The sequence below is a fragment of the Brachyspira sp. genome (assembly GCF_029258575.1).
In the GTDB taxonomy this organism is placed as follows: Bacteria; Spirochaetota; Brachyspiria; order Brachyspirales; family Brachyspiraceae; genus Brachyspira.
Genome location: NZ_JARHYI010000030.1, coordinates 1 through 15,250, shown reverse-complemented (window position 1 = coordinate 15,250; position 15,250 = coordinate 1). Strand labels below are relative to the sequence as shown.

General features: G+C 24.6%; 13 protein-coding genes, 1 tRNA gene and 1 pseudogene. 4 read left to right on the top strand and 11 right to left on the bottom strand.

The window, feature by feature from the left end; genetic code table 11:
* Both Q1J76_RS02565 and Q1J76_RS02560 read right to left on the bottom strand, forming a co-directional pair.
* Window positions 1-537: pseudogene (locus tag Q1J76_RS02565) on the bottom strand (sensor histidine kinase); the annotation flags it as partial.
* Window positions 538-552: 15 nt separating this feature from the next.
* Window positions 553-1,236 carry a response regulator transcription factor gene (locus Q1J76_RS02560; RefSeq protein ID WP_300366345.1) on the bottom strand — a complete coding sequence of 228 codons (684 nt, stop codon included), beginning with the start codon at window positions 1,234-1,236 and terminating at the stop codon, window positions 553-555.
* 220 nt (window positions 1,237-1,456) lie between these two features.
* Between Q1J76_RS02560 and Q1J76_RS02555 the strand changes: the two genes are divergently transcribed.
* Window positions 1,457-1,879, top strand: a complete 423-nt coding sequence (locus Q1J76_RS02555) for a metal-dependent transcriptional regulator (protein WP_300366342.1) — start codon at window positions 1,457-1,459, stop codon at window positions 1,877-1,879.
* Window positions 1,880-2,033: 154 nt separating this feature from the next.
* On the opposite strand, the gene lysA is transcribed toward Q1J76_RS02555, so the two are convergent.
* Genes lysA through Q1J76_RS02530 form a run of 5 tightly spaced genes read right to left on the bottom strand, consistent with a single transcriptional unit; the run spans window position 2,034 to window position 6,467 of the window.
* On the bottom strand, window positions 2,034-3,272 hold the full coding sequence (gene lysA / locus Q1J76_RS02550; RefSeq protein ID WP_300366339.1) for a diaminopimelate decarboxylase: 1,239 nt from the start codon (window positions 3,270-3,272) through the stop codon (window positions 2,034-2,036).
* A 55-nt stretch (window positions 3,273-3,327) separates the two neighbouring features.
* On the bottom strand, window positions 3,328-4,230 hold the full coding sequence (locus Q1J76_RS02545; RefSeq protein WP_300366336.1) for a divergent polysaccharide deacetylase family protein: 903 nt from the start codon (window positions 4,228-4,230) through the stop codon (window positions 3,328-3,330).
* 60 nt (window positions 4,231-4,290) lie between these two features.
* A complete protein-coding gene (locus tag Q1J76_RS02540; RefSeq protein WP_300366333.1) occupies window positions 4,291-4,572 on the bottom strand; it encodes a hypothetical protein in 282 nt (93 codons plus the stop codon).
* Between the two features lie 26 nt (window positions 4,573-4,598).
* Window positions 4,599-5,294, bottom strand: coding sequence for a metallophosphoesterase (locus Q1J76_RS02535; protein ID WP_300366330.1), 696 nt, complete (start codon window positions 5,292-5,294; stop codon window positions 4,599-4,601).
* Complete coding sequence (locus tag Q1J76_RS02530) at window positions 5,295-6,467, bottom strand: HPr family phosphocarrier protein (protein ID WP_300366327.1); 1,173 nt, start codon at window positions 6,465-6,467, stop codon at window positions 5,295-5,297.
* A gap of 368 nt (window positions 6,468-6,835) precedes the next feature.
* Between Q1J76_RS02530 and Q1J76_RS02525 the strand changes: the two genes are divergently transcribed.
* Complete coding sequence (locus Q1J76_RS02525) at window positions 6,836-8,428, top strand: helix-turn-helix domain-containing protein (protein ID WP_300366324.1); 1,593 nt, start codon at window positions 6,836-6,838, stop codon at window positions 8,426-8,428.
* Window positions 8,429-8,491: 63 nt separating this feature from the next.
* Here the strand turns inward: Q1J76_RS02525 and Q1J76_RS02520 are convergent, their stop codons facing one another.
* The 3 genes from Q1J76_RS02520 to Q1J76_RS02510 all read right to left on the bottom strand — a co-directional run bounded on the left by Q1J76_RS02520 (window position 8,492) and on the right by Q1J76_RS02510 (window position 14,162).
* The gene (locus tag Q1J76_RS02520; RefSeq protein ID WP_300366321.1) at window positions 8,492-9,103 is read right to left on the bottom strand and encodes a DUF1318 domain-containing protein; all 612 of its coding nucleotides are present in this window, start codon (window positions 9,101-9,103) and stop codon (window positions 8,492-8,494) included.
* Between the two features lie 31 nt (window positions 9,104-9,134).
* A complete protein-coding gene (locus Q1J76_RS02515) occupies window positions 9,135-12,389 on the bottom strand; it encodes an AsmA family protein (protein WP_300366318.1) in 3,255 nt (1,084 codons plus the stop codon).
* Window positions 12,390-12,494: 105 nt separating this feature from the next.
* Window positions 12,495-14,162 carry a peptidase gene (locus tag Q1J76_RS02510; RefSeq protein ID WP_300366316.1) on the bottom strand — a complete coding sequence of 556 codons (1,668 nt, stop codon included), beginning with the start codon at window positions 14,160-14,162 and terminating at the stop codon, window positions 12,495-12,497.
* 163 nt (window positions 14,163-14,325) lie between these two features.
* Here Q1J76_RS02510 and Q1J76_RS02505 point away from each other — a divergent pair.
* Both Q1J76_RS02505 and Q1J76_RS02500 read left to right on the top strand, forming a co-directional pair.
* Window positions 14,326-14,408 (top strand) — tRNA-Tyr (locus tag Q1J76_RS02505).
* Window positions 14,409-14,449: 41 nt separating this feature from the next.
* Complete coding sequence (locus tag Q1J76_RS02500; protein ID WP_300366313.1) at window positions 14,450-14,773, top strand: STAS domain-containing protein; 324 nt, start codon at window positions 14,450-14,452, stop codon at window positions 14,771-14,773.
* A 215-nt stretch (window positions 14,774-14,988) separates the two neighbouring features.
* On the opposite strand, the gene Q1J76_RS02495 is transcribed toward Q1J76_RS02500, so the two are convergent.
* Window positions 14,989-15,250, bottom strand: a 262-nt coding sequence (locus Q1J76_RS02495) for a transposase (protein WP_300366311.1), incomplete at its 5' end; no start/stop codon positions are given.

Sequence of the window (15,250 nt, the reverse complement as noted above, 5' to 3'; positions counted from 1 at the left end):
AATAACAACAACTATTCCTATAACCATAACCGCTGTAAATAAAAAACTTATCAAATATTTATTAACAGATTCTATTGGAATTGAAACTCTAAGTATATAATCTTTATTATCATCAGCCTTAATTTTTTTGGATATATACATATAAGGCGTTTTATAACTAATAGATGTATTAATAGAGAAGGCAGGCTCATTACCTACACTATGAAGAGCCTCTATAACATCGCTTCTATTAGTATGATTACCCATAGGATTCGTTGATATATTAGTCATAGTATCAGCGACCACAACCCCATTAGTAGATATTATACTGATTCTCAATTCTTCTTTATCTGACTGGAGTACGAATCTCCTAAAGGCATCTTCTGTCTGTATATTATATAAATCAATCTCCTTTTCAAGCATCTCCATAATATTTACTATCATAACCTGACTATACATAATATTATTATACTGCACAGTAAATAATATTCCTATAAACATTAGAGCACTTGAAAGTATCAAAATGAGTAATGATTTATAAAATATATTTTTAATCATATCTTCATAAAATTATTATTCATCTGTCAGTTTATACCCCATACCTCTGACAGTTATAATATTTTCATTAATTAAATCTAATTTTTGTCTTATTGATTTTATATGCATATCAATAGTTCTAGTTTCCATAGTATGATCAACGCCCCATACTTCTTCAAGCATAGTTTCTCTGTCTACTACATTATTAGCATTTTCCATTAGAAGTTTAAGTAAATCGAATTCTTTTTGAGTTAAAATAACCTGCCTCTCACCTACAAATACATTTCTCTTCTTTACAACAAGCTTTATATCACCGAATGTAAGTTCTTCTGTATCTAATCTAACATCTTTCTTTCTTAAATTTGCTTTAATTCTAGCAAGAAGCTCCAATACTGAGAAAGGTTTAGGCATATAATCATCAGCACCCAAATTAAGTCCTGTAACAATATTTATTTCACTAGCTTTTGCTGTAAGCATTATTACTTTAATAGGAAGATGTGCATAATCTGTCCTTATAATCTTTAATATTTCCGTACCTTCTATATCAGGAAGCATTATATCAAGCAATACCAAATTAGGAGTATGTTTTTTTAATGCCTCAAGCATATCATTACCATTTGAAAAGCATTCTATAGTATATCCAGCCTCTACAACGGTATATTTGATTAAATCTCTGATATTATCATCGTCTTCTACTGAGTAAATAAGTTCTTTATTCATAATACATCTACCAAAATATTTTTTTATTATACAATTTTTCAATTATAAAAATTATGCAATATATATAATATACAAAAAAAATATATTTTGTCAAAATTTTTTATTAATAATAAAATAATTATGTATATTATTTTTTATAAAACTTTAATATCTTATATTAGGTAAAAAAATACATATTTAAATATTGACTTATAATATTTTTATATTAAAATCATTACATATGAAACAAGAAATAACACCTATATTAGAAAATTATTTAGAAACTATCTACAACCTTGAAGTAGAGAAAAATTTTAAAGAAGCTATTAGAATAACAGATATTGCTGATTTAGTTGGACGTTCTAAGGCAAGTGTTAATACTGCAATAAAAACTCTTTCAAAATTAGGACATATAAAACATGAACACTATGGAGATATTGAATTAACAGAATCTGGAAGAGCTATAGGAAAAGATATTGCAGAAAGACATGCTATATTCTATTACTTTCTTGCAAATGTACTAAATGTAGATGAGAAAATAGCAGATGAAGAAGCTTGCTTGATAGAACATGTTATGAGTAAAGATACGGTACATAAATTTAAAGAGTTTCTTTGCAGATACTGTAAAAAAGAAAATATATTTAATAATGCTAATAAAAATTAATTTATTTCAATAAAACTACATTAATATTAAACAATATACATCTGTATTTTATCTTGGTGCAATAATATAATTTTGTTAAAAAAAAATTAATTCATCAAAATATTTCAATATAATTTCGATGAATTAATTTTTAATTATTTTATTTAATATATATTTATATTATTTCATCTTTTATCATATCATCAAAAGTCTGTTTTTTTCTTATAACATAATACTTGTCTTTATCAATCATAATTTGTGATATCAAAGGTCTTGAATTATAATTACTAGCCATACTAAATCCGTAAGCACCAGCATCAAGTAACGCAACATAATCTCCCTCTTTTAAAGAGGAGCATTCTCTATCATAAGCAAAAAAATCTGAACTTTCGCATATAGGTCCTACAAAATCATAATTGCATACATTATCCGATTTTACTATAGGATATATTTCATTATAAGCATCATACATAGCAACTCTTATATAATCATTCATACCGCCATCTAATATAACATATTTCCTTCCCAATTCCTCTTTAACATATTCAACACGCATTATCAAAGCACCAGATTCTGCAGTAAAATATCTTCCTGGCTCTGTTGTTACTTTAAGATTCATTTCTTTCAATAATTTAATACTTTCATTTTTAAATTGATCAAAATCAAATCCAGAATGATCTCTATTGTATCTTACTCCATATCCTCCACCTATATCTATATCTGTAATATTAAAATCCATACTATTAACTTCGCCTATTAAGTCTTTCATCACCAAAATAGATCTATAAAAAGGTTCGGCATCATACATTTGAGAGCCTATATGCATAGATAATGATTCTATTGATATATTATCAAAAGATTTTAATAATTCAGCATTCTCTTTTATAGTCTTAATACTTAATCCAAATTTATTTCCATTTACCCCTGTAGTTATTTTTTCATGAGTATGAGCATCGACATTAGGGTTAACTCTTACAGAACATTTAACTCTTTTTTTGCATTCTTTAGCTATATCATTTATTCTAACAGCTTCAGGAATAGACTCTATATTAAAACGCTTTATATTAAGCTCTATAGACTTTTTTATCTCTTCTTTAGTTTTAGCCACACCAGAAAATACTATATTTTCAGGTTTTCCTCCAGCCTTAATATATTTATAAATCTCTCCGATTGATACAACATCAGCACCTATACCCTCTTCAATCATCATTTTTAATATAGATAAATTATTCTCAGCCTTAACAGCATAGGCTATTAATACATCATTCAAAGAAGAAAATATGCCTTTAAGAAATCTTATTTTATTCAAAATATCATTTCTTGAATAAATATAAAATGGACTTTCATAAACTTTTGTAAGCTCTCTAATATCAATATCTTCGCACATTAATATATTATTTCTGTATTCAATCATTATAAACAATTCTCCTAATTTTTATTATTTTGTTTTATTCATTATTTTATTAATTTTAATTCAAAACTTCTGTTATATTTACAGCTTCAATTCCCTCGTCTTTTAAAAGATGCATATTATATTCCAATATTTTTAAAGTTTCCTCACTTTGATAATGCCCTATTCCAATTGCAATACCGCATTCCTTTGCAATATCAATTAATTTTCTCCACTGCTTCATTATAGAATCATAATCTCTTTCATTATCCAAAAACACGGATCGCCTTGCCGTTTTTACTCCGTACTCTAAAGCCATATTATATATCAAACTGTCAGAAGAAGTATAGGAATCAATAAAATATTTATTATCATTTTTAGCATAATCAAGCATATAAGAAACTACATTTGAATCCGAACCAGCCAAAGAACCTGTATGATTATTCATACCCATAGCATAAGGAACTCTTGAAAATGAATAATCCAATAATTTATAAATATCATCTTTACTCATTCCTCTTTTTATTAAAGTCTGCTCTCCAAAATAACCGCTTCCTTCCATAGGCATATGCAAAATAACATTAACATTATTACTGTATGCCTTATAAGAAAAATCAAGACTATAATATGAATCGGGTAACACAGCAAATGTTATATTATACATTCCTGCTAAATCAAAATATCTGTCTACATTATTTAAAGTGTTTCCACTATCATCTATAATGATACTTATATAATTGCTATAGTCATTTATTTTATTCAATATGGGTTTTACAGTATTAGATGCATCTATATCCGCTAAATGAAATATATCATTTGTATCTTTTTCTGTTATAACTTTTTTTGTATTGTCATTTGGAACATTATTATATTTATCTGAATATTGAAAATTTATATTATAATTCTCTTTAACTTTTATGAAAGTAAAAGTAAATATAGAAATTATAATAATTGAAAGTACAAAAATAAATATATTTTTCATAAAAAATCATTACTGAAAAAATAATGTATTAATGATATCTTAAATAGTAATAAAAGTCAATTATTTATGTACTATATAATCAATGCTGACAATAGCATTTTCATGACATTTAGGACATTTAGGATATAGTATTTTCTTAAAAATTTTATCTATAATAGATTCTTTTTTTACATTAGAATTAATTCTAACTTTTTCATTACCATTCTCGTCTATTTCGATATCTTTATCAAAATCTAATGAAATTAATGAAAGCCCAGAAAGAGCATGCAATTTTTTATCCGAATTGAAAAAGTATCCACATTTTCTGCATTTATAATGAAAAGGTGCTTTATCTGGAAACATAATAAATCTCCATATATTATTAATTATTAAATATCTAATACCAATAATTTATCCTGTTCTGTATCAAAATGATCGCTCATATAAACAGTATAATTATCTTTACTTATAACAGAGCCTGCTTTGATTCTATTATGCCCAACTACCTGATTATATCCTATCCAAGCATCTTCAGCCAAATCTTCAATGTCCGCCCATAATATTCCTGCAAATCTGCTTCTGCCTCCCCTTCTGAAAGATGCTATATTACAATCATCTTTATTATTTTGATAAACAGTATTAACAACATCAAAAATATTATTTATATTGATATCTTTTATATCATAATTTTTCTTTATATAATCAATCCACCCATTTGTAATTCCTGCATGTGTGAATATATAATTATTTTTAATATGTATAGTATCAAATAAATCTGCATTATCATTAAATATTTTATTCATCTCTTTAGCATAACTTTTTCTATATCTGCTAGCTGTAGGATATCCAACTATATACTGAAAATCATGATTGCCTATAAGAAGAATTACTTTATCTTTATGATTCTTTTTGAACTCTATTACATCTTTTAAATTATTTATTATCTCATCATCTGTGAAAGTAACCCAGCTGTCATCACTATAATCACCCATAAAAATTATTTTATCAAATCTTTCAAATCTTCCCTCAAGTAAATTCTTCCAACAGCTTTTACCATGCAAATCTCCTATAACAGCAGTTCTCATTTAAATCCTCCTTACAATTCTTTTTATATATTGATAATCAATATTTGGAATTTGAGAATCTCTTTTAAAAATTTTATTCAAATAAATAGTTTCAAATTCCTTTTGAAGGTACTCTTTAAACTCCCTTATAGTTTCTAAATATTCTTCATTATTATGAGATGTATTTATTTTATTTTTATATTCATAATTATCTTTTATTCTATATACTATACTATCAACTACAGTATCATCTATTTCATAAATCTTTCCTATATTCTGAACTATATTTATAACCCTATAAATGTCCATAGTGAAATTTGAAGAATTTGAAATCATATATATATTTACAGAATAATCTGAAGATTTTCTTTTATCCTCTAATATAAAATCTAAAGTCTTTATAGCATCATCTATAAAAGATTCATTGGCATTGATATCATATTCAATTTTTAAATTATCTATACCTATCATCTTCTTTATAAATGAAGTATCAAATTGATTATAGAAATATTTTTTTACATTATTAAAAAATAAATATATATAGAAATACTTAATATCTTTAGTTTTCAAAACCTCTATCAATGCATACAAAAAATTTGATAAATCATTTTCATTTATGTATATATCATAATGAGATGATAATTGCTTTATAACATTAGATATATCATTATTGATAATATCAAAAATTTTAATTTTATCATCATCATTATTAATATAAAAAATATTATTATTCAAATTTAAAGAAGGCAGATGAAGAGAATCTCTCTTTTCCTTCAAAATATTTATTTTATTCTCTATATCACATTTTACAATATCTTCTTTATCTTTTGGTGTTAAGAATAATATCTCTTCTCCTATATACCTATTTCCCTCTAATTCTTTTTCCTTATCTAATTCCTCAATTTTTTCTAAACTATAAAACTCTTTTTTCTCTAAAATTTCTTCTATTCTATTTAAATTATTTTCTCTATCATCTCCATAAACATACAATGTAATTTTATATCCATATTTTATATCCAATCCCATCATTTTTATAAAAGATTTTGCATTTACTCTTTTACCATTCTCATTTTCTATCTCTATTTTATCATCTATAGTTCTAAGAAAATCAACTATAGAATTAACTAGCTTATTATCAGATATTATAGCATTTCTGCATTCAAATTTTTTAGATACAAAATCATTATTTTCCATAATAATACCCTATTAATATAATGTCTTTATATAATATCATTATATACAAATATGAATATAAATCAATAAGTTATGTATAAGAACATATTAAAAATTACAATTAAAATACCTATATAGGTATATATAATATTCATATAAAACAAAAATAATTAACTAAATAGACATATACATAAATAAATAATATTTAAAAAATTTTATTTTTTAGAATTTATATACTTAAAAATTTAATTAAAAATGCTTTATTAATTTTAAAAACATATATAAATATAAGAACAATACATTTCGTACATTAAAAGCCCTTGAAATTCTTAATAATTTGTTTATAATTAGTAAAAATAAAAAATAACAGAGTAAAAAACAGAAAAAATATGATTGATTTTAATTTAAAAGATATTAGAGAAAAAATTTTGAAACTAACACAAAGCCAATTTGCTAAAATGTTAGGTGTACGTCAAGATTATATTTCAAGGCTAGAAAGAAATGCTAATAATATAACACTTGACTTATTGGATAAGCTGGCAGAGAACACAGGACTTACCATTGATGAGCTTACAAAATATAAGAAGAATTCTTTTGAAAATGAAAATCCATATCTCTATGAAAAACTTATTGATGTGCAGCTCATTATTGAAAAAATCAATGAGGAGATAAGTACAGCAGATAAGAAAAATAGTGGTAAAATTTCTGAACTGATAACTGATATTTACACTCAAATAGAAAATAGTTTTGATATTATCGTTTATGGAAGATATAGTTCTGGAAAAACATCATTTATTAATGCAATATTTGATAAAAATATTGACACTAATCCATATTCCCAAGAAACAAATAATGATGAATATTATTTACAAGATGATTCAAAGTTATTTAGAATTATCGAGTATAAGGAAAATGTACTTGACACAAAAAAATATAATAATCAAAATATGTTTATTTATCTTTGTGATATAAATGCATTCTCTCAGGAAGACATTACTAATATAAATGCATTAGCTAATTTCGTAGATGATTTTAATAATGTATTTATAATATTCTCAAAAGCCAATATTTTTGATGAAAATGAATTGGATAATGTTATTGATAAGAAATTCGATACATTAAAAAATTTCATAGAATCATCAAATAATATTAAAAAAATAGATTATGATTCATTAAGAAAAAGATTTTTCCCTTTTTCAATTAATAATACAAATCTAGTAAAACAAATTAAAGATGATTTTGCTGAAAATATAAAATATGCTTATTATAATAGAATATTAGAAAATATTAATTATATTACTGGAATAATAGACAATAAAAATAATTTCCAAGAAAATGATAAATTAGAAATCAACATTAACAAAATCAAAATAACAGTAAAAGAAACATTTAATGAAATATACAAAAATATTCTAAATATAGACAGTATCATTAAAGCTATTGATGATAATAATGTATACAGAAAAAAAGATGATATTAAAGTATTATGCAATGGAATTAATTTAAATCTTGATACGAAGTTGTATAATATGCTTACTATAAAAGATGAAGATTTTAATAATAAAGATGTTAATGAATCTAATAAAATAAAAACGAATTTAATAAATACTTCTATAGGAATAATCCCAGATTTCAATTTATCAAAAAGTAGTAATATGAAAATTATAAATATTATAGGGGTGTCTTTAACATTCCTTCCTAGTGTTGTATTTATATTATCTGGATTTATGTCTTTCTCTGGAAATTGGAAAAAAACACTTTCTAAAAAAGTTATAAAGGCTTATGAAGAAGAAAATGTAGTATCTAAATATAATAAGACTATAGATGAATACTTCAATAATTATATTACAAATCTAAAAGAAATAGATGCCAAAACAAAAGAAGTTTTAAAATATCAAGAAGATTCTAAAATGTATAAGAACATAAAATCGATATTAACTAATTTCTCATCTTATATAGAAACTCAAAAAAATAAAAAATAAAATTAATAAAAAAGCAGGTATAATATTTGTACCTGCTTTTTTTATTATCATTTTAACTGTTAATTAGTTATTTGTATCATTAGTATAAACTGTCCAAGAACTATCAGGTAATTGATAATATGAATTATCAATAAGCTTCTGAACATTTCTTCTATACAATGCAGTTTCAACCTCTTTAATATTAGCCATACTAAGTTTAGGATCTGATAATATTAAATATTCTGCTATAGTTCTTCTATCTGCATTTTCTTTTTCCATTATATTTTTTATATATTTTATTCTCTCTTCACTGTATGTCTTTTTTGGTTTTGAAACATCAAAAGCTATGTATGATAAATACCCCCCATTATTTTCACCTATATAATAATTAGTTTTATACAAATTAATTTCATCTTGATTGAACATACTTCTAATGAGAGCCTCTTTATAATCTTGAGCCAATTCATCAGAAACATTTGTACTTACCATAATAAGATTCAAATCCTCATCACTTGAAAGAGTTGATATTTGATATGCACTCTCATCTATCTGTCTATATCTTCCCAAAACTTGTGCCTCTATCAATGTCTTACCTCCTAAAACACGCATTTCAGGTTCCTGTACTAATATAAGTTTAGAACAGCTTGTAATAAATATAAAAATCATTAGAATAAAAACAACATTATAAAACTTCATAAAATCTCCTATTTATTAACTATCAATATTATTACTTTCCGCCCTCTAAATATGAAATAACATCAGAAAAAGGCATGGGTTCAAGTCCGAATTTATCACCTTCAAATGCTATTAACTGCTGTTTCTGCTGATTAGGCTTATCTAAATTCTGATCTCTAAAATAGAATGTAGTAAATACCTTATTTGCAGATATACTAAATTCCACTGAATTAGGATCATATCCAAATTGTACTATATTTTCAACTGTAGATATACCCGGGTTAATAGGTCTTATCATCTCTATCAAAAACTTAGAAAACTCTGTAGACATCTTACTTATACCCACAAAGAATGTAGTAGGTTTTATATTGTTTAGAGGACTTATTCCAACTCCAGCAACATCTGCAGTAAGATTAACAAGCAATTTTTCATCATTGATTTTTTCCCTATTTTCTGGAGGGAGAAGATATTTAAAATTAATATCACTTGCCAAAACACGCAAATCATATTTTATAGTGCTGGTATTAAAACTTCCCAAATCAAGATTAACCCAAGGTAAATGTATGGCACCTCTTCTAGGGGCTGTATTATTTGATATAGATTCCATAAATAAATTATCATCAAATTTTTCTCCGCCTATATAAAGAGAAGATTTCAAATCTTGTATAGTAACTCCATGCCCTTGAACTTTAACAGAAGAAGAAAAATCTCTTATTCTAATACTATCATCTATGAATGGAGGTATTTTCAAGTATACTCTTAACTGTCTAAAAAACATATTAGGTATTTGAGTAACAAGAGGAGTATATCTTGCCGCAGTAGCAGAAACCTCATTTTGTGTAGGAGTTAAGTCGAAATGATAATCTATATTTGAAGTAAGACCATCTAATAAAATAGACATCTTATTCGGAGAATCCATATTAGCAAAGAATTCATCAGTTTTGAAAATTCCATTTGCTATATTATTTTTTAAATTTCCATTAACATTAAATAATCCGCCTATCTCTATACCAAAAGGCAAATATAAACTTTCTGTATCAAGCCCTATATCATAATTTAAATTAGCATTTTTTATATTAGGAGTAAAATAACCATTAACATAAACTTTCAATTTGTTTGTAGGACTTTGTAAATTAAACTCTCTAATATCAGCATATAAATTTTCACCGAAATTAACATCAGCATCGATTTTCATAGTAACATCCTGAAGCTTATACTGTTTTTCTGTTACATAAAAAGTACTGAAATTAGTAACTGTTGCAAATGTATCTTCCAATGATAAATTATATCCTAAAGCACTTGTCATCTTTATATCATCTTCAAAAGGAAGTGTATCAAAAATCTCCGCAAATTTTGTAGAGAGCCAATTTTTCATAGCATAAGGAGCTATTCTCAAAGTTGATATATTTACAAAACCTCTCTTTAATCCCATACCCTCTAAATCAAGATTAGATCTGAAATTAAGGAAATTATCCAAATCAAAATTTAATTCTGTAACCTTCACATTCTGACTAAGCAAATTAGCATTGGCATTCACATTAACCTTTGCAGTAGCTGTAGATGAAACCTCTCCATTCAAATTATAAGAGAAATTGTTTATAATACCATTAACTTTAGCATTAATATTATTTATCATCTCCCCAAAAACATGAACATTCAAATTAAGAGAACCTCTTGCAAAACCTCCAGAAAAATGAGCCACGGGTAAAGAACTTACCTTTATATTCAAATCTGTAGGATCATCAAATTTTACAGCACCATTAACTTTTATATCAGAATTAATATATTTTGAAGATATATTATCAATATAAACAACTGTATCGCTTTTTTTACGAGGATCGCTAATAGCAGGTGCAACTCCTAAAGCTCCATTCAAAGATGATAATATTCTTAATTTCAAATCAGTATTATTGAATATATATTTATTTAAAGCAACAACTCTATTAATTGTAGTTTTATGCTCTAATTTTATATCTTCATTTGAAATATTATTTGGATTAAGAGTAAAATTCAATTTAGTTTTGGAATTAAGATTATTTACTGCTATAGTATTTCCCATAGTTACATTAATTTTATCCAAGCCTATATTTATTGTATTAGTTAAATTATTAATTGTACCAACTGTTTTATCAGCATCAATATTAATCATTCCGCTCATTTTTATACCCAAAGAAGGTACGAATATTGGTATTAAAGTATTTATTTTATTCAAATTAAGTCTAGCATATAATGTATCTAAATTAACACCTATATTGCTTCCAAATATTTGATTGGCAGAAGCCACAATTTTTAATATTTCATCATTTAAAAGTTCAGAAGACATATTTTCTATCGATAAACTTTGAGTTTTTATATTATATCTAGCAAGTAAATGAGTAGCAAATTGCATATCATCTCTTTTTTTGCCGTTATAACTAAAATTAGGCTCATCTATCTCAAAATCAAATGTTATTACTATTTCATCTTTATTTTCACTGCCGTCTTCATTTTTAGGATATGATACATCTAAATTAAATAAAGGATTATCATTAAAGAAAATGGTTCTGTCATTATATGCCAAACTATTGCTGATAAAACTCTTCAAATAAATATCTTTCAAAACTTCAGGTGCTCTTACCCCCATAACTTGAGATAATGAAAATCTCTTACTATGCAAATCCAAATGAAGATTATAATTACTTAAACTAGCTATAAGTCCGTTATTAGGTCTATTAGTTAAAAATGATTTACTATCAGCCTTGAATGCCAAATTATTTATTCTTATATTCTCTATTTCAGCTTTTAATTTAAGAAAATCTAATTTACTAATATCAAAAGGTTCTTTATTTGTTTCTTCAACTTTTGGTTTTGAAGGAGGTAAATCAGGCAGATTCCAATTACCGCTTTCATCTGTGAACATGTAAACATATAAATTATCTAAAGTTAAATCTTCTACATGAAGTTTTAAAAATAATAAAGAAAATAATGAAAATTTTAATCTAAAATTATCTATCTTTATATTCTCTTCATTATTGAAATTATCAGAATTATAAAGCACCACATTACTCATCTCTATTTTAGGAGATAATAAAGCATATTTAAAATCCCCTATTTCTAATTTTCTATTCATAGATGAGTAAACAATATTTTCAATAAGCTTCTTGACTTTTTCATCATTAAAATAAATTCTAGCACCTGCTATACCAACAATAATTAAAAAAAGAAATATTAATGGTATATATCTCTTTTTAAATCTTCTTTTTTTCTTATTATCAGTATTTTCTAATGCTGATTCATTTTTTTCTTTTTTCTTAAAAATTTTCTTCATAATAAGTCTTCTGTATAAAAATATATTTTACATATCTATAAAACAAATTTACAATGATAAAATAGTATATTACAAAATGTATTCTTTATCAATAGTAAATAAAATTTAATAATCATTGTTATTTTCATATGTTTGATCATAATAACCATCATTATTATCATAATTCCTATATATACTTTCATTTGTATTTTCAGTACTATTAGTTTCATCTTCTCCATAATAGTAATAATCAGAATTATAATCTTCAGGTCTTATAATTATCACATTATTTGTATTATTAAAATTACTTTCCAAATTCTCTTCTTGCATATTATCATTATTATTTAAATAATTATTACTGTAATTATAATAATCAGTTTCATAAGCACTATTATCATTATACATATCATAACCATAATTGTAATCACTGCTTATTTCATTGGATATACTCATATTGAATTCATAATTTCTTGCCTTAGAAATTCCTTTTTTCCATCCTTCTTTAGTTAAATCTCTTTCAAATATAAGATAATACCTTCCCTGCTCCAAACTAATAATCTGCTCATCATCATTTTGAGGCATTGTGTCTATTTTTCCAAATGATTCATTGGAAATACTAATATTGATTGCCTGAGAATCTATTAAGAAATATGAAAGCTTCACACTTGATCTTAAAGGTATACTGAAACTATAATAATCTCTATCATAAGAATAATCTATAGCACCTTTATAAGTTTGATTAAATTCTATAGTTTGAGCTTCTGAATATTTATTATTAGGTTCATGCTCAATATATTTGTCAAAAGGCTTTGCTATAATACTCACTCTGTAAGGTATATTATTAACTGTATTAGTTGCTGACAATATAAAATAATAAGACATATAAGGATATAATATAAGTTTATCAACAGTTTCACCATCTCCTGTATTATTAATATCTTTTACAGTTATCCAATTACCATTTTGATCATAAAGTCTTATACTTGCATCTATAGCTGGAACTCCTGAAAGCTCTATAGAAATAGAATATGTATTAAAAGAACTATTGGTTATTTTATATGAATCTATTTCCATATTTTTTAAATCCCCAGTTTTTAAAGTAGAATTATAAGTTTGGCTATAATAACCATCTATGGTATAAAGCCTATTCTCACTATTTACATCTATAATTTGAGAGGAAGATATTTTATCATTAGGTTCTTTCTCATCTGTTTCTTTATATTCTCTTTTTTGAAGTATGAACATATAATCTAAATTTTCTTTTACATTATCTTTAGGTGCTATTGATATATAATATTTATTTTCATCACTATTGCCCGAACTCTCAAAATAAATATTCTTCATTATCTGCTGTGAATATATAATATCTTCTTTTTGATTATTTTTATTCTCATTTGAATATATACTATTTGTATTATTATTAGTATTATTTTCTATAGTTTTATTTGTTTCATTATTATCTATAATATTTATATTGTTATCTATTTCATCAGGTTCATTTATTACCTTTATAATATTTTTATTATAATCATATAAAGTCATTATAACAGGAGAGCAGGTAGAATTAGATATATAAAAATCTATGATTCCTTTATCTCCTTCAAACATAAAATAGTAATAATCTACATTATCTCCATTAAGTTTGCCTATTATACCATCTTTATTAATTTTCTGAGCAGTTTCAAAGGTATTATTATTATCAGCAACTTTTTTCTCTAATTTGTATTTAGAAGAACTGCAAGATGCTAAAATAATTGATAAAGCAACAATCATCATAAAAGTAATCTTTTTCATTATCAGCTCCATATAAAACCATAATAAAATAATACTAAAATTATACATCATTCTATAATAAAAAGATACTTAATATTTTTTATTATAATGCAAAAAATTAAATATTAGGTATTGACATTTTTATTTAATTATGATATTATTCTCTCAAGTTTTCAATTAATATGGGTAGGTGGCCGAGCAGTCAATGGCAGCAGACTGTAAATCTGCCGACGTGAGTCTACGGGGGTGCGAATCCCTCCCTGCCCACATTCTTTTTTACTAATTTTTTATCTAAAAGAGGTATTGCTTTGGCTATAGAATTTAATAATGAATATATATCTATAGTTATGGAAGCTAACCTATCTTCCCCTGAAGAAATAAAAAACTTTATAGAAGATTCTAATGAAGCATGCAATATAAGAATGCCTGTGGTACTGCTTGATATGAAAAATGTAAAAGAAATAAATAGTACTGGAATAGCAAAAATACTTAAATTATATAAAAATCTTCAATCTCTTAAAGTTAAACTATACATGACAAATTTAGATGAATCTATAAAACCTACTATAAAAAGCTTAATGATATTTAGTTTAATAAAATATTTTGAAAGTCCAGATGATTTCAAAATGTAATAATACATATCAATATATACACAATATAATAGAAGTTCATTAAACATTTTATTATATCTAATTTTTATAGAATATATATTTTTTATATAAAAATAAAATAATTTTAATAAATTAATTGCTAATTATATGAGTCAGATTAAAAAATTAATTAAAACTATAATATAACAAAACTATAGTATATAAGTGAATAAAATAAATGGGGCTGTCCTAGATAACTAAAAAAGCTCCTTCTTTGCTAAATTATATACTATTTCTAATTGTTTTTCAACTTTTGGAGTATTAAAGCGGAATTGACATTCTTTAATAAATAAATGAAAATGTTTCTTTGGGATTCCATTATATTTACGGAGATGTCTTTTTGCTTGACTCCAAAAATTTTCTATGCCGTTAATATGATTTTTCTCTTCAGCAAATTTTTCACTATGATTAATTCTAAAATGTTTAAATTCTGATACATCTAAAATATCATAACTATGA